The organism is Rhizobium ecuadorense (genome assembly GCF_001187535.1).
GTDB lineage: Bacteria > Pseudomonadota > Alphaproteobacteria > Rhizobiales > Rhizobiaceae > Rhizobium > Rhizobium ecuadorense.
On record NZ_LFIO01000812.1, the window covers coordinates 24,182 to 48,058 of the forward strand.

A 23,877-nucleotide genomic window follows, 5' to 3' on the forward strand; every position below is an offset into this window, starting at 1 on the left:
TCAGGGACTCCCATGTTGAACGCAGCGATCGACCCCGCATCCTCCAATGATCCCGCCAATGGCGCGCCGTTCACCGGCTTTGCCCCGCCGATCCGGCCGCAATCGGAACTTCGCCAGGCGATCACATCAGCCTATCGCCGCCCGGAAACCGAATGCCTGCCGCCGCTCGTTGCGGCTGCGCGCGTCTCCGAGGCGAAGCGCTATGACATTCGCAGCACCGCCCGTACGCTGATCGAGGCCTTGCGCGCCAAGCATAAGGGCACCGGCGTCGAAGGGCTGGTGCAGGAATATTCGCTTTCCAGCCAAGAAGGCGTGGCGCTCATGTGTCTTGCCGAAGCGCTGCTGCGCATTCCCGATACCGACACCCGCGACGCGCTGATCCGCGACAAGATCGCCGAGGGCAACTGGACCTCGCATATCGGCGGCGGCAAATCCATGTTCGTCAACGCCGCCACCTGGGGCCTCGTCGTCACCGGCAAGCTAACCTCGACGGTCAACGACCGCAGCCTGTCGGCGGCGCTGACGCGGCTGATCGCGCGGGCCGGCGAGCCGGTCATCCGTCGCGGCGTCGATATGGCGATGCGCATGATGGGCGAGCAGTTCGTCACCGGCGAAACGATCGAGGAGGCGCTGAAGCGCGCCCGGCCGCTCGAAGCGCGCGGCTTCCGCTATTCCTACGACATGCTGGGCGAGGCCGCGACGACGGCCGCAGACGCTGAGCGTTATTTCAAGGATTACGAAAAGGCGATCCATGCCATCGGCAAAGCCTCGGACGGGCGCGGCATTTATGACGGTCCTGGTATTTCGATCAAGCTTTCGGCCCTGCACCCCCGTTATGTCAGGGCGCAGGCCGGCCGGGTGATGGGCGAGCTGCTGCCGAAGGTCAAGGCGCTGGCCGTTCTCGCCAAGAGCTACGACATCGGCCTCAATATCGACGCCGAGGAGGCCGACCGGCTGGAGCTTTCGCTCGATCTGCTCGAGGAGCTCTGCTTTGCCCCTGATCTTGCCGGCTGGAACGGGCTGGGATTCGTCGTCCAGGCCTATGGCAAGCGCTGCCCCTTCGTGCTCGACCATATCATCGATCTCGCCCGCCGTTCCGGTCGCCGGATCATGGTGCGTCTGGTCAAGGGCGCCTATTGGGATGCCGAGATCAAGCGCGCCCAGCTCGACGGTCTCGACGACTATCCGGTCTATACCCGCAAGATCTACACCGACGTCGCCTACATCGCCTGCGCGCGCAAGCTGCTGAACGCACCCGACGCCGTCTTCCCGCAGTTTGCCAGCCACAATGCCCAGACGCTGGCGACGATATATCATCTCGCCGGTCCCGATTTCGCCGTCGGCAAATACGAGTTCCAGTGCCTGCATGGCATGGGCGAACCACTCTATGACGAAGTCGTCGGCAAGGAAAAGCTCGACCGGCCCTGCCGCATCTATGCGCCTGTGGGAACACATGAGACGCTGCTCGCCTATCTGGTGCGGCGTTTGCTGGAAAACGGCGCCAATTCCTCCTTCGTGCACCGCATCTCCGATCCGCACGTCTCCGTCGAGGCGCTGATCGCCGATCCTGCCGAGACCGTCGCCGCCATGCCGGTCGTCGGCGCTCCCCACGCGCAGATCGCCTTGCCGAAGGCGCTTTACGGCAGTGCCCGCGCCAATTCCGACGGTCTCGATCTCTCGAACGAGGCGACGCTTTCCAATCTGGGTGAGACGCTTGCCTCCTCGGCTGCCAGCCCATGGCACGCAGGTCCGATCCTTGCCGATGGCTCGACGGATGGGGTGATGCGTAACGTCCTCAATCCCGCCGATCACCGCGACGTCGTCGGCACGGTCACCGAGCTGAAGGTCGAAGAGGCAACCCGGATCGTTGCGATGGCGGCCGAGCATGCGCCGCAATGGGCGGCGGTGCCGCCGGCCGAGCGTGCGGCTTGCCTGGAGCGGGCGGCCGACATCATGCAGGACCGCATCAAGACGCTGATGGGCATCATCATGCGCGAGGCCGGCAAATCCGCCGCCAATGCCGTCGGCGAAGTGCGCGAGGCGATCGACTTCCTGCGTTACTACGCCGAGCAGGCGCGCAAGACCCTCGGACCGTCGCATGCGCCCCTCGGCCCGATCGTCTGCATCAGCCCATGGAATTTCCCGCTGGCGATCTTCACCGGGCAGGTGGCGGCCGCACTGGTGGCCGGCAATCCCGTGCTCGCCAAGCCCGCCGGCGTCACGCCGATCATCGCTTCGGAAAGCGTCAAGATCCTCCATGAGGCGGGCGTGCCTGTCGGCGCCTTGCAGTTCGTGCCCGGCAGCGGCCGCCTCGGCGCCGGCATGGTAGGTGCCCGGGAAACAGCCGGCGTCATGTTCACCGGATCGACCGAAGTCGCCCGGATGATCCAGGCGCAACTGGCCGAACGCCTGTCTTCGACCGGGAAGCCGATCCCGCTGATTGCCGAAACCGGCGGACAGAACGGCATGATCGTCGATTCCTCGGCTCTCGCCGAGCAGGTGGTGGCCGATGTCATCGCCTCGGCCTTCGACAGCGCCGGCCAGCGCTGCTCGGCGCTCCGCGTCCTCTGCCTGCAGGACGATGTGGCCGACCGGACCCTCGCCATGCTGAAGGGCGCCTTCCGCGAGCTGACGATTGGCCGCACCGATCGGCTGAGCATCGATGTCGGTCCTGTCATCAACGATGGCGCGAAGGCCGAGATCGACCAGCATATCGAGCAGATGCGCGGCGCCGGCCGCAAGGTCGATCAACTGCCGCTGCCCGAAAGTGCCGCGGCGGGCACCTTCGTTCCGCCGACAATCATCGAGATCAAGGCTCTGTCGGACTTGACGCGGGAGATCTTCGGGCCGGTCCTGCATGTTGTCCGCTTCAAGCGAAACGGGCTCGACCGCCTGATCGACGACATCAACGCATCGGGCTATGGCCTGACATTCGGGCTTCACACCCGGCTTGACGAAACGATCGCGCATGTGACCAGTCGCATCAAGGCTGGCAACCTCTACGTCAACCGCAACATCATCGGCGCCGTCGTCGGCGTGCAGCCTTTCGGCGGCCGCGGCCTGTCGGGCACCGGTCCGAAGGCCGGCGGTCCGCTCTATATCGGCCGGCTGGTACAGCGTGCTCCGGTGCCGCCGCAGCAGGATTCTGTCCACACCGACCTCGCCCTTCGCGACTACATCGTCTGGCTCGACAAGAAGGGCTTGCCGGCCGAAGGGGAAGCGGCGCGTGGCTATGCGAGCCGTTCAGCGCTCGGGCTCGAACGCGAACTGGTCGGCCCGGTCGGAGAGCAAAATCTCTACGCGCTCCATCCCCGCGGCCGCATTCTGGCCGTGCCGCAGACCGAAAGCGGGCTGTATCGCCAGATCGCCGCGGCCCTGTCGACCGGCAACCACGTGGTCGTCGACGCCGGCTCCCTGCCGAAATCGGCCCTGGCCGATCTGCCGGCGGCTGTCGCCAGCCGGGTTTCCTGGACGTCGGTTTGGGAAAAGGACGGGCCATTCTCGGGCGCACTGGTCGAAGGGGATCGCGACAGGGTTCTGATCGTCAACCGGAAGATTGCTGCTCTGCCCGGTCCGCTTCTGCTGGTCCAGGCTGCCACGAGCGAGGAATTGGCCGGCGATCCCGAGGCCTATTGCCTGAACTGGCTGCTGGAGGAGGTGTCCACGTCGATCAACACCGCGGCAGCCGGCGGCAATGCCAGCCTGATGGCGATCGGCTGAGAAAACGAGACGAGGGCGCACAAATGCGCCCTCGATCGCTGTTTTGCTTGTCCCGAAAAACTCGACACCATTGACCATTTTTTTAAGAGTTCTGGCTATCGTCGCAACCTGGCGCGACGACTGCCAATTGTGGTCACTCCGACATGACCGCCGTGGCTGTATGTCGATGTGAGCGGTTGCGCCGGAGAAGCAGAAATTTCCTGGGGCGGGGCTTCCTTATGGCGTTGATTGACCGACTGTTGCAGCGTATGCGGATCGTGACGAAGGTGCTCTTCTTCGTAGTGCCGCTGATCGTGCTGATCGCCGGCATCGGTCTTTTCGGCTATTTCACCGCCGGTACGCTGAACGGCCAGATGACCCTGACCCGGCAGACGATCGATACGCTTTCCAGTTTCCAGCAGCTGCGATCCTCGCTGACCACCTTTACCGATCTTCCGAGTGCGGCCACGCGCGATCGCCTGATTGCCAGCATCTCCGATCAGGAGAAGGGCGCGGCGACGCTCGATGCCATGTTGATCGATCCTGCGCAAAAGCAGCAGATCGCCACGGTGCGCGAACTCGGGGCTAAGATGCAGGGCGGCGCTGACGCGCTTTGGGCCGTGTCGCAGGAGCGCGTCAATACCGAACAGGCGATCGACGACGCGGTGGCCGGGCTGTTTAAGGAAAGCCAGACGGCGCGCAAACAGCTCGACGTTCTCCAGGATCAGGCGAATGGCAAGGAGGCCTTCGTCCGGGCGCTGCTTCTCGATGCCTCGGCCTATAAGAATCTCGCGGGACGCATTGCGAAACTGCGCAAGGCGACCGCAGCGGCAGCCGACCCTCAGAAGCTCGCCCAGGCCATCGGCAGCCTTCTGCCGCCGCTCGTCAAAGAGGTCGGCGACAGCGGGGCGCTTGCCTCCGACAAGGCCCAAAGCCAGATCGCTGCGCTGAAGCCGGTCCTGGACAAGCTTGCCCCCATGGCCAAGGACAGCAGCCTGACGCTCGAAGCTTACGCTCCCGTCGATCAGGATCTGCAGGGCCTTCAGGAGCAATTTGCAAAACTCGCCTCCGGCAATGCGGACACGGCGATCGAGCGCTTTACCGGCATGGATGCGAGCATATCAACGCTTCGTTCGATGGCGGCGATCGTCAATGCCGCTTTCAAATCGATCGACGATCTGCGCCTACACCTGAGCGAACTGAACAGGCGGCTGGATGCCGCGTCGCGGGATGCGGTTCTCGCCGATCTCAAGGCATTGCGCGAGAGCGCTGCAAAGCTCGTCCCCCTGAGCGGTAAGAATGCCGCGCTGCAGGATCTTGCCAAGAAGATCGAGCCGTCGCTTGCGACGATCGAGAAGGACACGTCGCTTCTGATATCGATCGCCGACCGGTGGCGCGCGGACAAGGAGGCGGCGACCGCGCTTGTGGCCGACGCAAGCCATACGCTCGAACAGTTCGTCAGCACGGCGCAGGAGAGCGGCAGGGAAATCAGCCAGCGCTCGGCGACAATGTCGCTCGCGGCGATGATCGCCGGCACGGTGCTTGCGATCATCGGCGGCCTCATGCTGATCGAAACCCTGCGCGGGCCGCTGAAGCGGATCACCCAGACGATGATGCGGCTTGCCGACGGCGATCTGAATGTCCCGATCGGCGACGGCAAGCGCGGCGACGAGATCGGCGACATGATCCGCTCCGTAACCGTCTTCCGCGACCAGGCGCTTGAGAAGACCCGGCTGGAAGAGGTCGCCGAAACGAACAGGGCGCGCGACGAGCGGGAGCAGGCCCGCCGTGCCGCCGAGCAGGCGCGCATCGAGGCGGAACAGAGCGAGGCTCTGAATGCGCTCTCCGACATGCTCGGCAAGCTTGCCAATGGCAACCTCGCCGCCGAGATGAGCGAGGATCTGGCCGCAGACTATGTCGCGATGGCGCAAACCTACAATCACGCCATCGATGCGCTGCGGCTGACGCTCGCCGAGGTTCGCAATACGACCTATGAGATCGCCGAGGGCAGCACCAATCTTTCGGGAGCGGCCGACGATCTGGCGCGGCGCACGGAACAGCAGGCAGCCGCCCTTGAGGAGAGCTCGCGGGTGCTCGGTGAACTCACAGACAGCGTGCGGACGACCGCCGAAAACGCCCGTCAGACGTCGCTCTCGGTCGCGGAAGCCCACCGCCAGGCGGAGCATTCCGCAGCTGTCGTCGCCAAAGCCGTCGACGCCATGGGCGCCATCAACCGGTCATCCGAGAAAGTCACCAGCATCATCGGCGTGATCGACGAGATCGCCTTCCAGACCAATCTTCTTGCGCTCAATGCGGGTGTGGAAGCGGCGCGCGCAGGAGAGGCCGGCAGAGGTTTTGCCGTCGTCGCGCAGGAAGTGCGCGAGCTTGCCCAGCGCTGCGCCAAGGCTGCCCGCGAGATCAAGGACCTCATCTCCAACAGCGCATCGCAGGTCGGTGCGGGCGTCACGCTCGTCGAGGAAACCGGCAAGGCGCTATCTGCCATCATGGAGCACTTCACCTCGATCAACGGCCTGGTGCAGGTCATCTCGGCCTCCACGACCACCCAGTACAAGGGCATCGACGAGGTGAACAACGCCGTTCGCGACGTCGAGCACATCACCCAGCACAACGCCGCCATGGTTGAAGAAAACACCGCGGAAATTCACCGGCTTCGCCAGCAGGTGGAACTGTTGAACGAAAGAATTTCCCACTTTCAGACCGTTGCCGCCGATGGCCGCAGGGCCTCTTCCGCCAGCAGCCCCCGGATGTCTGTGGCCTCCTGAACAGGTGCTGCCCCGGTTTTTGAGGCGACAGGGCACTTTACGGCAGGCTCCTTCGACCGAGCGACATCTAAAAGTCGGCCACTTTGCCCCAGGCGGATTTCCCGAAGCGGTCCGGGTGATAGGGGCGGGGATCGACGATCGGCTCATCGCCTGTGGCGATATCGGCAATCAGATGGCCGGCGCCCGGGCCGATGCCGAAGCCATGGCCGCTGAAGCCCGCAGCGAGGATCAAACCCGGAAGCGTGGCGATCTCGCCGATCCCCGGTACGCCGTCGGGCGTGCTGTCGATATAACCCGCCCAGGTCGCGCTGATGGCGGTTTTCTTCAAGGCGGGTAGAAGCTCGAGCGCCCGCGCATGCGTCAGGCGGATGGTGGCCTGGTTGATCGCCGGGTCGAGGATGCGCATGCGCTCCATCGGCGTCGGCCTGTCGAGCCGCCAGCGTGCAAGAGACTCGTGGCCGGAGCGAAATCCCTCCAAGCCCCCGGGTGCGAGACTGCGCCACCGCCGAGCGAACATCGGCAGGAACTGTGGTGCGAAGCGGAACTGTTGTGCGGTGGGATCGACGCGACCGCGGCCGCTGATCGCCAGCGTGTAGCCGCCATCGCTGCGACGCGTGACGGAGACCGCGGATGTGTGCAGCGCATCCGGCAGGCCGCTCGCACCCGGCGAAACGGAAAGGATCGACGAACGGATCGATGCCTGCGGAAATCGAATGCCGAGCTGGCGGCAGAAGGAGGAAGCCCAGGCACCGCCGGCCAGGATCGCGATTTTTGTCCGGATCGTGCCATGCTCGGTGACGACGCCGGCGATCCTGCCGCCTTCGATGTCGATGCCGCGGGCCGCACAGGATTGATGCACAGTGCCGCCGAGCTTCAGGATCGCCCGCGCGACGGCCGGTGCGGCGCGGGCCGGATCGGCGGTGCCGTCGGTCGGCGAAAACACGCCGCCTTTCCACGAGGCGCCGGTGGCGCGCCCTCGTTCGCTTGCCTCTGCGCCGCTCAGCATGTGCGTCGTGACGCCGACCGAACGCGCGAAATCCCGCCAGCGTGCCCAGCCCGCCAGTTCCTCGTCGCTATTGCTGAGATAGAAAAGGCCGCAGCGGCGAAAACCGGTATCCTCCCCGGTCTCGGCGGCAAAGCGCTCCCACAGATCGAGGCTCATCGTCGACATCGGCAGTTCACGGGCGTCGCGGTTCTGCTGCCGGCACCAGCCCCAGTTGCGGCTCGATTGTTCCGCGCCGACAAGGCCTTTCTCGACGAGGGCAACCTTCAATCCGCGCCGGGCAAGATAATAGGCCGCGAAAACGCCGACGATGCCGCCGCCGATCACCACCGCATCGGCGGCAGCGGGCAGATCCGGCGTGGTGTCGACGCGATCAAGCGGTGCAGGCATGGCAGGGTCTCCGTTCATACTTTAAAGCGCGTCGCGATCTTTCAGATTCGCTATTGCCGGACAAAACGATCGCTCGCCGACGCTCATTGCCGACAATAGGCCCGCACCAGTTCAGGATCCCGCTGGAGACCGTCGAGCCAGGTCGGATCAAGCGTCGGCACCGAGGAGAAGAGCAGCTGCGAATAGGGATGCGTCGGCGTCTTCACCGTCGAGGGCGTGATTTCCTCGACCTTCCGGCCTCCATACATCACGACGATCTCGTCGCAGATCGCCTCCACGACCGAGAGATCGTGGCTGATGAAAATGTAGGAAAGGCCGAGTTCGCGCTGCAATTCCTTGAGCAGGTCGATCACCGCGGCGGCAACCACCGTGTCGAGCGCCGAGGTAATCTCGTCGCAAAGGATCAGCTTCGGATCGGCGGCGAGTGCGCGGGCGAAGTTGACGCGCTGCTTCTGCCCGCCCGAGAGTTCTCCCGGCCGGCGATGGCGCAGGCTGCGAGGCAGTCGCACCATGTCGAGCAACTGATCGATCCTGGCGTTTCGCGCTTGCCGATCCATGCGGTGGTAGAAAACCAGGGGCCTGGCGAGGATGTCCTCCACCGATTTTGCCGGGTTGAGAGCGGTATCGGCATATTGGAAGACGATCTGCATCTCGCGCAACTGGTCGCGCGAGCGCTCGCGGGCGCTGCGGCGCAGTTCGGTGCCGTCGAAGACGATCTTGCCGATTGCGGCCGGCAGGATGCCGGCGATGGTGCGGGCAAGCGTCGACTTGCCGCAACCGGATTCTCCGATGATGCCGAGATTTCGCCCCTTCTCCACCTTCAGGCTGACATGCTCGACCGCTCGAACGAGGGGGAGGCCGTCGGCCTGGCGCTGTCCATAGCCGGCGACGAGATCCTCGATCTTCAGAAGCGGCGCCGTCACATTGGCGGCCAATCCGGCTGCGCCGCGCGATTTCGGCTCAAAGGCTGCGAGCAGCTCTCTGGTATACGGATGCTTCGCGTTGTTGAGAATCTCGTTGGTGGTGCCGGTTTCCTGGGCCTCCCCGCCTTTCAACACGACGATGCGGTCGGCGATCTGCGCGACGACGGCAAGGTCGTGCGAGACATAGACGCCCGCTATGCCGCCCTTCTTCATGACCGACTTGAAAGCGCGCAGCACTTCGATCTGGGTCGTCACATCAAGTGCCGTCGTCGGCTCGTCGAAGATGACGAGGGTCGGGTCGCCGATCAGCGCCATGGCTGCCGCCAGACGCTGCAGCTGGCCGCCGGAAACCTGGTGCGGATATCGGCTGCCGATCGTCTCGGGTTCCGGCAGCGACAGCGCCCGGAAGAGTTCGACTGCCCGGGCGCGCGCATCGTCCGGCGACATCAGCCGATGAATCCGGGTGACTTCGATCACCTGATCCATGATCGTTGTGGCCGGATTGAAGGCGGCGGCGGCTGACTGCGGGACATAGGCGACCTTGGTGCCGCGCACCTTGGCGCGCTGCTTCTCGCTGAGCGTGACCATGTCCTTGCCGCCGACCGAAACGCTGCCGCCGGTGATGCGGCAGCCCGCGCGGGTATGGCCCATGAGTGTCAGGGCGATGGTTGTCTTGCCTGAACCGCTCTCGCCGATCAGCGCGACGATCTCGCCCTCGGCAACGTCGAGGCTGACACCCTTGATGATCTCGACGCGTCGGCCGGAATCGGTGGTGGCCTCGATCTTCAGGTCGCGGATTTCAATGAAATTGCTCATGACACGCTCCGGTCGCGAATCTTCTGCGGCAGGTTGTCTATCAGCAGGTTGACGCTGATCGTCAGGCTGGCGATCGCAAGTGAGGGAAACATCACCGCCGGCGCACCGAACGGCAGCCCGCCGATATTCTCGCGCACGAGCGCGCCCCAATCGGCATAGGGCGGCTGGACGCCGAGGCCCAGGAAGGAAAGCCCGGAAAGGAGCAGAACGATGAAGACGAAGCGGATCCCGAGGTCGGCAAGCACCGGCCCGACGATATTGGGCAGGATTTCCGAGCGAATGAGATAGAGGGTGCTTTCGCCGCGGATGCGCGCGACGGTGATGAAATCCATCGCATTGATGTTGACGGCGAGCGCCCGGGCGAAGCGATAGGCGCCGGGGATGTAGATCACCGACAGCGTCAGGACCAGAACCGGCACCGAAGAGCCGACGGCGGCGACCACGACCAGGCCGAACAGCTTGCTCGGGATGGAATTGAGGGCGTCGAGGAAGCGGCTGAGGATGGTGTCCGGCCAGCCGCCGGCGACCGCGGCGATCATGCCGAGCACGACGCCGCTAAAGCAGGCGATCGTCACCGCCGCCAGCGAGATGCCGACCGTGTAGCGCGCGCCCATCAAAATCCGCGAGAGCATATCGCGGCCGAGATAGTCGGAGCCGAGCCAGAGTTGCCGGCTCATCGGGCCGAAATAGTCGAGATCGACAATCTCGCCGACAGGGTAGGGGATGATCAACGGCGCGAAGATCGCGACGAGCGCCCAGGAGAGGATGACGGCAAGCCCGATTGCTCCGACGATGTTGAAGCGATAGCCAAACGAGGTTCCGGACAGCCAGCCGGTGGTGGTTTCGGAATTGCTCATGGTCATCGGAGCCTCGGATTGGAAAGGATGGCGATGATATCGGCGATGGTGATCAGCAGCAGATAGCCCAGGCAGAAGATCATCGCGCAGCTCTGGATCAGCGGCAGGTCGCGGGTGGCCACGGCATCCAGCATCAGCTTGGCGATGCCGGGATAATTGAAAATGGTCTCGACGATGATGACGCCTCCGAGCAGATAGGACAGGGAAAGTGCAACGGCATTGACGATCGGGCCGAGCGCATTGGGCAGCGCATGGCGAAAGACGATGCGCGGCCGGGAGGCCCCCTTGAGCAGCGCCATTTCGACATAGGGTGTGTTGAGCGTCTCGATGACGGCCGCGCGCGTCATGCGGATCATCTGCGCCGAGACGACGAAGGTGAGGGTGATCACCGGCATGGCATAGACGCGCAGCATGTCGGCCAGACTGTGGATTTCATTGGCGAAAGACAGCGCCGGCAGCCATTTCAGATAGACGGCGAAGATCAGCGCGGCGGAGGTCGCGACCATGAACTCCGGCACGGAGATGACGCCGATGGTGATCACGGTGACGACCCGGTCGTAAAGCGTGCCGCGCAGCATCGCCGCTGTGATCCCGAGCGTCAGCGCAATCGGCACGGAGAAGAGCGCGGTGACGCCGGCGAGTTTCAGCGTATTGACGAAGCGGCCGGCAATAAGATCGGCGATCGGCATCTGGTTGGCATAGGAGGTGCCAAGGTCGCCCTGCAGCAGTCCGACGGACCAGCGCAGGAAACGAAAGAGCGCCGGCTCGTCGAGATGCATGGCCTGGCGAAGACCTGCGACGGCTTCCGGCGTGGCCGCCTGGCCAAGCAGGATCGCCGCCGTGTCTCCCGGCAACAGCGTTGTTGCGAAGAACACGGCGAGGGAGACGATCACCAGGGTGATCAGGGCGATGAGCAATCTGCCCAGCACAAGGGATAAGACCTGGTTGTTCACGCGCGGCTCCCTTTTGGCGTTCGAGTTGAGTTTGACCAATCAAATGGCGGAGCCGGGGCGCGACTGCAGCCCCGGCCCCAATGCTTATCAGGCTTCGAGCCAGACATATTCTGCAAACGCGTATCCCATCTGGCCGCCAAGCGTGCTCGGTAGCAAACCCTTGAGCTTGGCCGTGGTGGCATCGACGTTCGATAGATAGGCCGGAATAATGGTGCCGGCTTCCTGAGCGACCATAACCTGCATCTCGTTGTAGATCGCCTTGCGTTTGTCCTGGTCGAGCGAACCGCGCGCCTCGATCAGCATCTTGTCGAACTTCTCCGACTTGTATTGGCTTTCGTTCCACGGAGCATCCGAGCTGTAGAGCAGGGAAAACAGGATATCCGGCGTCGGCCGCGGGTTGATATTGCCGAAGTGGATCGGCGCCTTCAGCCAGTAGTTGTCCCAGTAACCGTCGGCAGGCACCCGCTGGACATCGAGCTTCATACCGATCTCAGCGCCGGCGGCCTGGATGATCATGGCCATGTCGATCGACGAGTTCGCCGCATCCGAAGCGATGATCGGAATGGACTGGCCGAGAACGCCTGCTTTTTCGAAGTGGAACTTCGCCTTTTCGGGATCGAAGGCCCGCGCTTTCAGGTCCGCGTCATGATAGAAGTTGGCCGGAGAAATGGGCTGGTCGTTGCCGACCTCGCCGAGACCGCGCAGCGCCGACTTGACGATCTGTTCGCGGTTGACGAGGGACTTCATGCCTTCGATGAAATCCCGCTTGTTACCGGGCTCCATGTCCATCCGCATATTGAGGTTGGTATAGTTGCCGGAGGTCGTCTTCGACAAGGTGAACCCTTCTCCCTGAGCCTCGATGAGGCGCATCGAGCGCGGATTGATCGAGGCTGCGAGGTGGATATCGCCGGCAAGCAGGGCGTTGACGCGGGCATTGTCGTCGCTGATCGCGAAATATTCGAAGGAATCGACGTTCGGGCCTGATTTCCAGTAGTTCTTGTTCTTGATCCCGACCGAGCGCACGCCGGGTTCGAAGACCTCCTTGACGAAAGCGCCGGTGCCATTCGCCTTCGAAAAGTCGGTCGTTCCGTCGGCAACGATCATGAAGTGATGGATCGCCAGGATGGTCGGCAAGTCGGCATTTGCGTTGGCGAGCGTGATCTCGGCGGTCTGTTTGTCGATCGCCTTGATCTCAGTCATTTGGGCGGCGATCTTGGCGACCTTCGAGCCGACGGAAGGATCGAGGTGGCGCTTCAGAGAGAAGACCACGTCGTCTGATGTCAGCGGCTTGCCATCGTGAAATGTGACGCCGCTCTTTAGCTTCACCGTCCAGGTCTTGGCATCCTTGGATTCGATCGCTTCGGCAAGCTCCATCTGCGGCTTGCCGCTCTGATCGAGGATGGTGAGGCGGTTATAGAAGGAGCAGCACCGGACATAGTCGGTGGAGAGCGACGCCTTGGCGGGGTCGAGCGTATCGGCCGTGGAGGACGACCAGCCGGCTGCCTTGAGCGAGCCGCCGGAAACCGGCGTCGCCGCAAGCGCCTTGCCGGCGCGGCCGAGCACGAGCCCGCCGGCCGACATGGCCACGCCGCCTGCGAGCAGCATATGCAGCAGCTCGCGGCGGGTCGCACCACGACGGATGGCGGTTTCGATCATGGCATCGTCGGAGCTGGTCCAATTGGTAATCTTGCTGTTCATCTCATTCCCCTTTTCTTCTGTGGCGGTTTTAAAGTCAGGCGCGTGCAGCAGCCACGGCATCCGTAAGGCCTGCCATGGACGTGAAATGGAAATCGGGTTTGGTGAACTCGACCGGCTCGATCGTGCCGCCGTAACCCTTCTGGGCATGTCGGCGCTCGATCCAGCAATTGGCCAGCCCGAGTTCCCTGGAAATCCCGATGTCGTGGTACTGGCTCTGGGCGACATGCAGAATGTCGTCCTTCGAATGGCCTTCCGCGGCAACGTAGGCGAAGACCTTCTCGAAGAAGGCAGGATCGGGTTTTTCGGTGCCGGTATCGTCGGCCGTGAAGGCGGCATAAAAGGGATTGCCGAGTTCCTTCTCGAACAAATCGAAGGCCCAGCGGCGGGCATTGGTCATCGCAACGAGGCGGTAATCCTTCGCAAGTCTGGCCAGCGCTGCGGCGCTGTCGGCGAACCCCTTCCAGCTCTTGGCCGACTCCCGCAGCCGTTCGCCATATTTTTGTTCGGCGGGCAGACCGAGCTTCGGCGCGATCGCGAGGTAGACCCGCACGAGGTCGTCGGGAAAGAGGCCTGCATCCTCGGCGTAGCGGGCTGCGCGGTAGAGGCTAAGCGCCTGCTCGCCGTCGACGGTAATTCCCGCCTCGGCGGCGATCTCGGCGAAGCAGGTCTTGAGGCCGCTCTCGAAGTCGATGAGCGTGCCGACGACATCGAATGTCATGTATTTGAATTCCGGAAGGCTCTTGCTCACGTGAATTCCCCAGTGTTCGGCCCCAATGGGAGCACGGTTTCTCGAAGAAGAATATTCTGTTCCCGCAGGCGAGATCATTGTCCCGCTCTTCTATGGAAGGCCTCGCATTTGCCGGGATCCGAGCCCTTCAGTGACTGTAGTTTGTCACCTGCACCGCGCCGGATTCTCCTGAAAGGCGACATATGGCGGCACAAAATACCGAATCTGACCGTTTCGCGATATTCTGAGGCCTGCCTCGCCCACGCGCCTGTCTGCTTCGTTCGCGTTTTGTTCCGGTGGGCTCCGGGACGTTCGGCCGTCAGGTCTATCGTTTCGGCGCGGCACGCGGCAGCGCATGGCAGAGACGCCATGGCCGAATGTTGGGGATGACGAGGTCAAAGGCCGCGCGTTCAAGCGCCGTGATGGTGTGGAGATCGGCGATGGCGGCGGGTTCCGTTTCCGCCGGCACCGCTGAAAACCGGAGACACGTCAGTGCATCATGGCCAGCGCTGCCGCGAAGAAATTCTCGCCTCCGAAGTTGCCTGATTTCAACGCCAGAAGCATGTCGCCCTGGGCATTGCCGACCGTGCGCAACACCGGCACGCCGGCCGCGATCTCCGGTCCGATCAGAAATGCCGGAATGGCCAGCCGGTCGACGGCGGCCCCTGAGGTTTCGCCGCCTGCGACCACGAGGCGCCGCACGCCTCTTGCCACCAGTTCGGCTGCGATGATCGACGTTGCAGTCTCGACCGCGTGGCCGGAGGCCTCCCGCCCATAAAGGGATTGCAGCCGGGTCACGGTTTCGGGGGCAGCACTTGCGGCGACCGCGACGGGGCCGGCAGCGATGCGGTCTCCGGCCCAGGAAATCGCCGCGGCGATCTCGTCCGGACCGGCAAGCAGCTTTTCCGGATCGAGCCGCAGGACGGGCATCGACCGTTCGGCGACGTCGAGCTGGCGTAGCGTTGCCTTGGAACAACTGCCGGCAACGATCGCGGAAAGCCCGCCGACCGGGCGAATGACATCCGCCGGCACCGCGCCGCCGGACGATATCCGATCGGAGCGGACCAACGCGCGGGCAAGGCCGAGACCGAGCCCGGATGCGCCGGTGGATACCGGTGTTTCCAATGCGATCTCGCCGAGCGTTTCCAGATCCCGCTCGAAAATCGCATCGGCGATGGCAGCGGTGACGCCTGCCGCGCGCAGCGCCTCGAGCCTCGCTTTGACGGCGCCGGGTCCGGCCGCGATGGCCGTGAGATCGATCAGCCCGACAGCGCCATGCGATTGCCGGGCGAGAACCCGCACGAGATTGGCGTCGTGCATCGGATTGAGGGGGTGGTCCTTGAGCGGGCTTTCGTTCAAGGGCTGTCTGCCGACGAAGAGATGGCCGAGATAGACGGTGCGACCCGTTTCCGGGAAAGCTGGTGTCACCAGCACGATGCCGCCGCCCGCAGCGTGGCTCAATGCCTCGGTGACCGGTCCGATATTGCCGGCATCGGTGGAATCGAAGGTCGAGCAGATCTTGTAGAGGACGTGACTCGCGCCTCGCCGGCGCAGCCATTGCTCGGCGCTGGTTGCAGCCGTCACGGCGTCCGCCGGGGGGATGGAGCGGATTTTCAGGGAAACGACGACGGCGTCGACATCCGGCAGCGCCAGCGACGGATCGGGGATGCCGACCGTCTGCACCGTGCGCAGACCGTTCTTCGTCAACGTGTTGGCAAGGTCGGACGCGCCCGTATAGTCGTCAGCGATTGATCCGAGCAAAATGGCCATGTCTAGCTCCGTGCAAAAGGTCTGAACCAGCCGAGGCCGTCCAGTGTGTGGCCGCGCGGGACGTATTCGCAGCCGATGAAACCGTCGTAACCCAGGCGGTCGATTTCGCCGAACAGATAGGGATAGTTCAGCTCCTCCCCGTCCGGCTCGTTGCGGGACGGCACGCTGGCGATCTGGATATGGCCGGTGATCGGCAGCAGGCGCCGCAACGCCATCGTGACGTCGCCATGGATGATCTGACAATGATAGATGTCGAACTGGAGTTTCAGGTTGGGCAGGCCGCATTCGGCAATCAGCTTTTCGGCGGCGCTGAAGTCGTTGAGGAAATATCCCGGCATGTTTCGGCCGTTGATCGGCTCGAGCACGAGATCGATGCCTTTGTCCGCAAGCCGTTCGGCAGCATAAGTGACGGAGCGCCGGTAAGAAGAAGCGGCGTTTTCGTCACGCGGGTCGGCGATGCCTGCCATCAGATGCAACCGCCTGACGCCGGTCGCCGCCGCATAGTCGAGCGCCCGCTCGACATCCGCTTTCAGCGCATCGAACCGTCCGGGAAGGGCCGCGACGCCACGCTCGCCTGCCGCCCAGTCGCCCGGCGGCAGGTTGAACAAGGCCTGCTGCAGATTGTTGCGGCCAAGCCGTTCGGCGATTGCCTCCGGCGCTGCTTCGTAAGGAAAGAGATATTCGACGGCGGCAAAGCCGGCGTCGGCTGCGGCGTCGAAGCGGTCGAGGAATGTCCATTCGTTGAACATCATCGTCAGGTTGGCGGCGAAAACCGGCATGGCTAGCGTTCCTCTTTGTTGGAGCCGGGCAATTCCGCGCCGGAAAGCTGGGCATAGAGCCGCGCGAGCGAGGAATCGTCATCACGGCCCATGCCGGCGCCGGCGGCAGCCAGATACATTTGCAGCGCCGCTGCCGCGAGCGGCACGGGATAACGCTGGGAGCGGGCCATGTCCTGGACGATGCCGAGATCCTTGACGAAGATCTCGATGCTGCTGAGCGGCGTATAGTCTCCGGCCAGTACATGCGGCACGCGGTTTTCGAACATCCACGAATTGCCGGCCGAGGCCGTGATCACCTCATAGACCTTGTCGAGATCGAGGCCCTGCTTGGCGGCAAAGGTGATGGCTTCGCAGGCGGCCGCGATGTGCACGCCGGCGAGAAGCTGGTTGATCATCTTGAAGGCCGCGCCTGCCCCGGCGGCATCGCCGAGTTCGTAGACCTTGCCGGCCATGGCGTTCAGACCCGGACGCGCGGCGTCGAAAGCCTGTCTGGAGCCGGATGCCATGATCGTCAGTTCGCCACGCGCGGCCTTGGCTGCGCCGCCCGAAATCGGGGCGTCGAGATAATGCAGGCCGAGAGCCTCCACCCTTTGTGCCAGATCGCGGGCGACGGCGGGGTCCATGGTTGCCGACGAGATGAAGACCGCCCCGGGTTTCATCCTGTGCGCGACGCCGTCAGGCCCGAACAACACGGCCTCGGTCTGGGCGCCGTTGACGACGACGGAGACGACGATGTCGGCGTCCTTTGCCGCGCCGGCCGGGGTCGTTGCACCTCGTCCGCCATCGGCGATGAAGCGCTCCACCGCTGCCGGCGTGATGTCATATCCAACGACATCGAGCCCGGCGTGCTTCATCGAACGGGCCATTCCGAGCCCCATGGAACCAAGGCCGATGACGGCCGCGACGACGGCAGGTCCGGTATTTTCAGCAAGCGGTGACATGAGGAGGTTCTCCGGTCTTGTGAGAAAAGTCTGTGCTCCTGCGGAGCAGTCCTGGAGGGGCTTTAGAGCGCCGCACGTCCATAAGACACGCTAACGACGCTCTAACATTTTGAATTTGCGCATAATCCTTTCCGAAAATCGATGCCGATTTTCGGGGTTATGGGCGAGTTCAGCGATTGACGGTTTTCGCAGGAACCGTCAACACGGCCAGCGAACCAATGATCAAGGCAGCTGCCAGCAGATACATGCCGGCGCTGTTGGTGCCGGTGAAGTCCTTCAGATAGCCTACCAGAAACGGCCCGAGGAACCCGGCAAGATTGCCGACCGAGTTGATCCAGGCGATGCCGGCCGCAGCGCCGGTGCCGGCAAGAAAAGCTGTCGGAAGCGACCAGAAGAGCGGCGCGCAACTGATGGCGCCTGCGGCCGCCAGCGAGAGGCAGGCAATCGAGACCGTCGTGCTGGTCGCCAACGTTGCCGCGACAAAACCGCCGGCGGCGATGACGGCCGGGACGACGAGGTGCCAGCGGCGTTCACGCATCCGGTCGGCAGAGCGTCCGAGCGCCAGCATGGCGATGAAGGTGCAGATATAGGGGATCGCGGAAATCAGGCCGATATTGAGGTTTCCGCTGACGCCTGAGGCTTTCACGATCGAAGGCATCCAGAAATTCAGGCCGTATTGCCCGAGCACGAAGCAGAAATAGATCAGGCACATCAGCCAGACGCGGCGGTCGCTCAGCGTTGCGGCAATGCTGTGCGGGCTTGAGGCCTTGGCCCGGTTCTCCGCTTCGATATTGGCCGCGAGCACGCGCTTTTCCTCATCGTTCAGCCATTTCGCGTCTTCGATCGTATCATCAAGATAGAAGAAGGTCGCGATGCCGAAAAGAATGGCCGGAATGGCTTCGATCAGGAACATCCATTGCCAGCCGGAAAGTCCGTGCGTGCCGTGGAAACTGTCCATCAGGAGGCCCGAAAGCGGATTGCCGAAAATCGCCGATATCGGGATCGCGGACATGAAGGTGGTGATGATCCTGGCGCGGCGACCGGCCGGATACCACGCTGTGAGGTAGAGAATGATGCCGGGAAAAAATCCGGCTTCGGCAACACCCAGCAGGAAACGCAGCACATAGAAGACGGTTTCCGACGAGGTGAACATGAAGGCGGCGGAAATGATGCCCCAGGTGACCATGATGCGGGCGATCCACATCCGCGCGCCAACCCTGTTCATGATGACATTGCTCGGCACCTCGAACAGAAAATAACCGATAAAGAAAATGCCTGCGCCGATGCCATAGGCAGCTTCGGAGAGGCCGAGCTCGCTCGACATCTGCAGCTTGGCGAAGCCGACATTGACGCGATCGAGATAGGCGACCACGTAGCACAACATCAAAAATGGCACGATGCGCCAGAACACCTTGGCATAGGCGCGGTCTTCCGCCGTCTGGGCGGGATGGGCGCCAACGGGCGGCGCTTGCGTCTGCAGAGTCATGATTTTCTCCTCCAATTGTTGCCGCGGTCTCCTGTCGGTCCTCCCGCAGCACGCCAAGCCATTTTTGGCAGCGCTGCCATTTTCATTAATCTATTTTGGCAGCGCTGCCAACATCAAATTGGTAGCGCTGCCAAAAAATCCTTGCTTCTTGGCGGGAGCAGTGAAAAATGGTGGCAGCGCGGCGGTTGCCGGCGGAGATGCCGGCAGCCATCCCCAAAGAGCTTGGGTTCAAACATACGATGGATTTCAAACAGCAGGTGACGGTAACGCTTGCCGAGGTCGCGGAAGCGGCCGGTGTCGGTGAGAGCACGGTATCGCGCGTGCTGCGCAATCACGGCTCGTTTTCCGGCAAGACGCGGGAGCGGGTGATGGCTGCCGTCGAGCGGTTGGGCTATGTGCCGAACCGGATCGCCGGGACGCTGGCCTCCACCGGTTCGCGTCTCGTTGCCTTCGTCATTCCCTCGCTCTCCAACATCGTCTTCCCCGATGTGCTGCGCGGCGCCAGCGCCGTCCTGGAGGAAAACCGGTATCAGGCGGTGTTCTCCGTCACCGACTATGATCCGGGCAAGGAGGAAGCGCTCGCTGCTGCGATGCTCGCCTGGCGGCCGGCGGCGGTCATGTTGGCGGGATACGAGCATACCGAGGGGACGGTGAAGATGCTGCGCGCCAGCGGATGCCGGGTCTTGGAACTGCTCGATCTCGACGGCGATGCGCTCGATATCGCGGTCGGCTTCTCGAACCGCGCGGCCGGGCGGGAGAGCGCTGCCTTCCTGCTCAAGCGAGGCTATCGCCGGATCGGCTATGTCGGTCACGATCTCAACCGTGATACCCGCGCCGGCAAGCGGTTTTCCAGCTTTTGCGAAACGCTGGCGGCCGGTGGCGCCCCTCTCGTCGCGCGCGAAATTCTCGCCGGCGCTTCATCCGTGGAAAACGGCCGGCTGGGGCTGGAGCGGCTGCTTGCCCGGACGAGGGATCTCGATGCCGTCTATTTTTCCAACGACGATATGGCGCTGGGCGGCTATTTTCACTGTCTGGCCGAGGGGATCGCTATCCCCTCGAGGCTTGCCATTTTCGGCTATAACGGCCTCGATATCGGCCGGGCAATGCCGCAGCCCTTGTCGACCATACGAACGCCGCGTGTGGCGACCGGACAGATCGCCGCGCAACTGGTCGTGGCCGACGCCCCGCCCCAGGCCGTCGATCTCGGTTTTGAACTGATCGACGGGGCAACCGCGTAATTGGAGGAAATGTCATGTCCGACGCGCGCCAGCGTGAAGAAATCTGCCGATACGGCCGCTCGTTGTTCGAGCGCGGGCTGACGCCCGGTTCGTCGGGCAACATATCGTTGCGGCTGGAAGACGGCGGTTGGCTGGTTACGCCGACCAACGCGTCGCTCGGTTTTCTCGATCCGGCCCGGATCTCCAGGCTCGATGCCGAAGGCCGGCTGCTCTCCGGCGACAAGCCGACCAAGGAAATTCCGCTGCACGCGGCCCTCTACGATACGCGCGGCAGCGCCCGCGCCATCGTTCATCTTCATTCCACCCATGCGGTGGCGCTGACCATGCTGCCGGAGATCGATCCGCGCGCCGCCCTGCCGCCGATGACGCCCTATTATCTGATGCGCGCCGGCGAAACCGCTCTGGTGCCCTATTACCGTCCCGGCGATCCTGATGTGGCCGACGCCATCCGCGGACTGGCGGGCAAGTATTCGTCGGTGCTTCTGGCCAACCACGGACCTGTCGTTGCCGGCGACAGCCTTGAGGCGGCGGTCTTTGCCACCGAAGAGCTGGAGGAAACGGCAAAGCTGTATCTACTGTTACGCAACCTCAATCCCCGTTACCTCAGCCCGGGACAGGTGGCCGATCTGGTCAATACGTTCGGCCTCGACCTTCCATCGCATCACGATCACGACGATCATTGAACGGCCAAAACAGGTTCAGATTTAGGTCGGGCGGCCAAACCCGCTTACCCGCGTCGGTATTTGCTCTAGTCGAGCGCCGATAGCACCGATGCCGTGATCGCCTCCGTCTTGTCCCTGCCGGGACTTGCACCGATGCCGCGTGCCGTCGTCGCCTCGATTGCGGCCATCACCTTTCCGGCTGCAGCCGCTTCTCCCAGATGCTGCAGCATCATTGCGCCCGACCAGATGGCGGCGATCGGGTTGGCGATACCAAGATTGGCGATATCCGGCGCCGAGCCGTGCACCGGCTCGAACATCGACGGTGCCGAGCGATCCGGGTTGATATTGGCGGAGGCTGCAAAGCCGAGCCCGCCCTGGATGGCGGCGCCAAGGTCTGTCAGGATGTCGCCGAACAGGTTGGACGCGACGACCACATCGAGGCTCTCCGGCGCCATGACCATGCGGGCGGCCATGGCGTCGATATGGTAACTGGTCACCTCGACATCGGGATAGTCCTGGGAAAGCCTCTGGGTGATCTCATCCCAGAAAACCATTGAGTATCTTTGCGCGTTGGACTTTGTCACCGAGGCAAGCTTGCCGCGTCGCGCCCGCGCTTGTTCGAAACCGAAACGCAGGATGCGCTCGACCCCCTTGAGAGTGAAGATCGAGGTCTCAACAGCCACCTCGCTGTCGGTCCCCTGGTGGACGCGGCCGCCGGCGCCGGAATATTCGCCTTCGGTATTTTCACGGATACAGAGGATGTCGAAGTTCTCCGACCGCAACGGTCCCTGCACACCCGGCAGCAGCCGGTGCGGGCGGATATTGGCATATTGCACGAAAGCCTTGCGGATCGGCAGCAGAAGTCCGTGCAGCGACACGGAATCGGGCACTTTACGAGGCCATCCGACGGCGCCGAGCAGAATGGCATCGAAGGAGCGCAGTATTTCGATGCCGTTGCCGGGCATCATGCTGCCGTTCTCCAGATAGTAGTCGCAGGACCAGGGATAGCTTGTCGTCGCAAGCGAGAATCCGTTTCGCGCAGCCGCTTTTTCGAGCACGGCCTTGGCTGCCTCAGTTACATCGCGGCCGATGCCGTCTCCTGGCAGTAGGGCAATCTTGTAGGTCTTCATGGCAGGTCCTCTCACAGGCTGATCAGCACATTCCTGCTCTGCGGGTTGCGCCGTGCGGCAATGACTGTAGAGGGAGGCTCAGGCTTTATTTGCCGAAAGCGGCCGGGATTTGGTCGATTGTTGTGTTTGCACCGGCATCACCGGTGAATTCTATCGAACGATCTCGCCAGCGTCTCTTGAAAATATATCGTAATACGATATATATGAGTGGCCCCGATTGTTGAGGAGTGAGCTTGATGGAAAGCCGATTGCATCCCTCATTGTACCGCCCCACGCCCTATCCTGCTGATGAGGCGTTTGAAAATCTCAGGCAGAGGCTTGATGCCTTGCTTGACAGTGGAGAAGCAGGCCGGTGGGAGCTTTTGCGAACGGAGTGGCGGTATGATGTGGCGCTGCTTACGAATGATTTTCGTCGTTGGATGCAGCATCTTGACAGCGGCTTCTATGCCGCCAAATAGACGAGTGTTCGATCATCTCCGAGCGGCGCACGCGGCGCCGCTGTCTGGGAAAGCCGGATGGCTCAGTTGATCGAACGCAGGCCGAGATAGACCGCCAGGCTGATGGCGGAGAGGGCGATGGTCAGCTTGGGCCTGGCATCGTCGAACATGGCCGCCAGTAGCAGGCCGAGCATCAGAATGGCGGATATTGCCCACAGATTCTGATCGGAGACCGTAAAAGCCAGCGTCCCCAGAAAAACGGCGCTCGCGACGACGGTCACGGGCGCGGACTTCTCGGCGAGATCGCCGCCCGGGAGATACGGCAGGAGAAAGCGCCGCATGCTCAAGCCGGAAGCCATGCTGAGAAGAAGACAGGTCAAGACAAGATGCACCATGAGGTCGTCGCCGATCGATCTGCAGATGGGTTTGCAGATGCAAACCCCGTGCCAGCTGCAAGCGCCGCAATTCTTGTGGAGTGGCGGTAACATCGGGCTCGCATGGCTATTTCCTCGGCGTCGCGTTGTTTTTTTCGGCAGCTGTTTCCTCTTTGCTTGCCTGGGCAAATTATATCGCAATACGACTTGAGTGGTGGCGATGATTTTTGTATGGAGAATGATCTTTCTCCATAATTCCCGAAACGAGATCTTTCATTGGACCTTTCGTCGCTCGAGATATTCCTCGCTGTCGCCGGCGAGCGCAGCGTTACCAAGGCTGCCAAGGCCGTCGGGCGGGTGCCGTCGAATGTGACGACGCGCATCCGGCAGCTGGAGGGCGACCTTGGTGTTTCCCTCTTCAGCCGTGACGGCAAGAAAATGACATTGACACGGGAGGGCGAGACGTTCCTGACCTACGCCAACCGGCTGACGGCGCTCGCGCTCGAAGCGCGCCAGGCTGTACGGCCTCTCGCCCCGTCTGGAACATTGCGCGTCGGCACGATGGAAAGCACGGCGGCGAGCCGGCTGCCGGCGGCGCTGACGCAATTCAACTGGATGTGGCCTGACGTGTCGCTTCATCTGACGATGGGCGCATCCCGCGACCTCGCCCGCGCCGTTGTGGCCGATATGCTGGACTGCGCGCTGATTGCCTGCCCGCCGAAGACGATGCGCGGGGAAGACGCGGGTTTCGAGGCTGAGCTCAAGGCACTGGAGATGGAGCCGGTCTTTGTTGAAGACCTGTTGATCGTACTGCCATCCGGGCATCCCGCGGTCAAATCCGCCGCCGATCTGCGTGTCGGGTCGATTGCCGCTTTGGAACCCGGCTGCACCTATCGCCGGATCGCCGAAAACTGGGCGCGCAAATCGAGTATCCTGCCGACGAGCGAACATGGCTCCTACCATGCGATCCTGGCGAGTGTGGCGACCGGCAACACCGCCGGTGTGATGCCGAGATCCGTGCTCGACCTGATGCCCTGGCCGACATCCGTCCAGACCCATCAGCTGGGGCTCGTGGAGACGCTCCTGGTCTACCGCAAGAACGATCGCCCCCGCGCTTTCGACGCATTCCACGAAGTTCTCAGCGCGACAAAAGGCAGAGATGTCAGGCTGACAAACTAGCTCGCCCATCTTGCTCCCTTAACCCGCCAGAT

The 23,877-nt window shown here is 63.0% G+C and carries 18 protein-coding genes; 6 read left to right on the forward strand and 12 right to left on the reverse strand.

Translation table 11 applies throughout. The features are described from left to right. Window positions 1–12 precede the first annotated feature (12 nt). Together putA and AF337_RS14270 are read left to right on the forward strand one after the other, a co-directional pair. Window positions 13–3,720, forward strand: a complete 3,708-nt coding sequence (putA, locus tag AF337_RS14265) for a trifunctional transcriptional regulator/proline dehydrogenase/L-glutamate gamma-semialdehyde dehydrogenase (RefSeq protein ID WP_049732550.1) — start codon at window positions 13–15, stop codon at window positions 3,718–3,720. Between the two features lie 218 nt (window positions 3,721–3,938). Then, window positions 3,939–6,482, forward strand: coding sequence for a methyl-accepting chemotaxis protein (locus AF337_RS14270; RefSeq protein ID WP_049732551.1), 2,544 nt, complete (start codon window positions 3,939–3,941; stop codon window positions 6,480–6,482). Between the two features lie 67 nt (window positions 6,483–6,549). On the opposite strand, the gene AF337_RS14275 is transcribed toward AF337_RS14270, so the two are convergent. The 10 genes from AF337_RS14275 to AF337_RS14320 form a co-directional block, all read right to left on the reverse strand. Next, window positions 6,550–7,875 carry an NAD(P)/FAD-dependent oxidoreductase gene (locus AF337_RS14275; RefSeq protein WP_049732552.1) on the reverse strand — a complete coding sequence of 442 codons (1,326 nt, stop codon included), beginning with the start codon at window positions 7,873–7,875 and terminating at the stop codon, window positions 6,550–6,552. A gap of 83 nt (window positions 7,876–7,958) precedes the next feature. Beyond that, a complete protein-coding gene (locus AF337_RS14280) occupies window positions 7,959–9,614 on the reverse strand; it encodes an ABC transporter ATP-binding protein (RefSeq protein WP_049732553.1) in 1,656 nt (551 codons plus the stop codon). Continuing rightward, entirely contained in the window at window positions 9,611–10,477 is an 867-nt protein-coding gene (locus tag AF337_RS14285) for an ABC transporter permease (RefSeq protein ID WP_049732554.1), read from the reverse strand. The genes AF337_RS14280 and AF337_RS14285 overlap by 4 nt, the downstream gene beginning before the upstream one ends. After that, complete coding sequence (locus AF337_RS14290; RefSeq protein WP_049732583.1) at window positions 10,474–11,424, reverse strand: ABC transporter permease; 951 nt, start codon at window positions 11,422–11,424, stop codon at window positions 10,474–10,476. Before AF337_RS14290 ends, AF337_RS14285 begins: the two co-directional genes overlap by 4 nt. An 87-nt stretch (window positions 11,425–11,511) precedes the next feature. Beyond that, window positions 11,512–13,122 (reverse strand): ABC transporter substrate-binding protein, encoded by a 1,611-nt coding sequence (locus tag AF337_RS14295; protein ID WP_049732584.1) that lies wholly within the window; start codon window positions 13,120–13,122, stop codon window positions 11,512–11,514. 34 nt (window positions 13,123–13,156) lie between these two features. Then, complete coding sequence (locus AF337_RS14300; RefSeq protein ID WP_049732555.1) at window positions 13,157–13,870, reverse strand: HAD-IA family hydrolase; 714 nt, start codon at window positions 13,868–13,870, stop codon at window positions 13,157–13,159. A gap of 468 nt (window positions 13,871–14,338) precedes the next feature. Further along, the gene (gene otnK / locus AF337_RS14305) at window positions 14,339–15,619 is read right to left on the reverse strand and encodes a 3-oxo-tetronate kinase (protein ID WP_049732556.1); all 1,281 of its coding nucleotides are present in this window, start codon (window positions 15,617–15,619) and stop codon (window positions 14,339–14,341) included. Window positions 15,620–15,621: 2 nt separating this feature from the next. Further along, window positions 15,622–16,398: a 2-oxo-tetronate isomerase gene (otnI, locus tag AF337_RS14310; RefSeq protein ID WP_049732557.1), complete on the reverse strand. Its 777-nt coding sequence runs from the start codon at window positions 16,396–16,398 to the stop codon at window positions 15,622–15,624. A 2-nt stretch (window positions 16,399–16,400) separates the two neighbouring features. Next, entirely contained in the window at window positions 16,401–17,339 is a 939-nt protein-coding gene (ltnD, locus tag AF337_RS14315; RefSeq protein WP_049732558.1) for an L-threonate dehydrogenase, read from the reverse strand. Window positions 17,340–17,508: 169 nt separating this feature from the next. Then, a complete protein-coding gene (locus AF337_RS14320) occupies window positions 17,509–18,825 on the reverse strand; it encodes an MFS transporter (protein ID WP_049732559.1) in 1,317 nt (438 codons plus the stop codon). Window positions 18,826–19,064: 239 nt separating this feature from the next. On the opposite strand from AF337_RS14320, the gene AF337_RS14325 reads away from it, so the two are divergent. After that, window positions 19,065–20,063: a LacI family DNA-binding transcriptional regulator gene (locus AF337_RS14325; protein ID WP_049732585.1), complete on the forward strand. Its 999-nt coding sequence runs from the start codon at window positions 19,065–19,067 to the stop codon at window positions 20,061–20,063. Window positions 20,064–20,077: 14 nt separating this feature from the next. Next, the gene (otnC, locus tag AF337_RS14330; RefSeq protein WP_049732560.1) at window positions 20,078–20,746 is read left to right on the forward strand and encodes a 3-oxo-tetronate 4-phosphate decarboxylase; all 669 of its coding nucleotides are present in this window, start codon (window positions 20,078–20,080) and stop codon (window positions 20,744–20,746) included. A gap of 65 nt (window positions 20,747–20,811) precedes the next feature. Here the strand turns inward: otnC and AF337_RS14335 are convergent, their stop codons facing one another. Further along, complete coding sequence (locus AF337_RS14335; RefSeq protein ID WP_049732561.1) at window positions 20,812–21,855, reverse strand: tartrate dehydrogenase; 1,044 nt, start codon at window positions 21,853–21,855, stop codon at window positions 20,812–20,814. Between the two features lie 236 nt (window positions 21,856–22,091). Here AF337_RS14335 and AF337_RS40410 point away from each other — a divergent pair, with 236 nt between their 5' ends. Next, window positions 22,092–22,313: a hypothetical protein gene (locus AF337_RS40410; RefSeq protein WP_082336811.1), complete on the forward strand. Its 222-nt coding sequence runs from the start codon at window positions 22,092–22,094 to the stop codon at window positions 22,311–22,313. Window positions 22,314–22,375: 62 nt separating this feature from the next. Here AF337_RS40410 and AF337_RS14340 read toward each other — a convergent pair whose 3' ends face one another. Beyond that, window positions 22,376–22,687: a hypothetical protein gene (locus tag AF337_RS14340; RefSeq protein ID WP_049732562.1), complete on the reverse strand. Its 312-nt coding sequence runs from the start codon at window positions 22,685–22,687 to the stop codon at window positions 22,376–22,378. Window positions 22,688–22,942: 255 nt separating this feature from the next. Here AF337_RS14340 and AF337_RS14350 point away from each other — a divergent pair, with 255 nt between their 5' ends. Further along, window positions 22,943–23,845, forward strand: coding sequence for a LysR family transcriptional regulator (locus AF337_RS14350; RefSeq protein WP_049732564.1), 903 nt, complete (start codon window positions 22,943–22,945; stop codon window positions 23,843–23,845). Window positions 23,846–23,877: the final 32 nt, after the last annotated feature.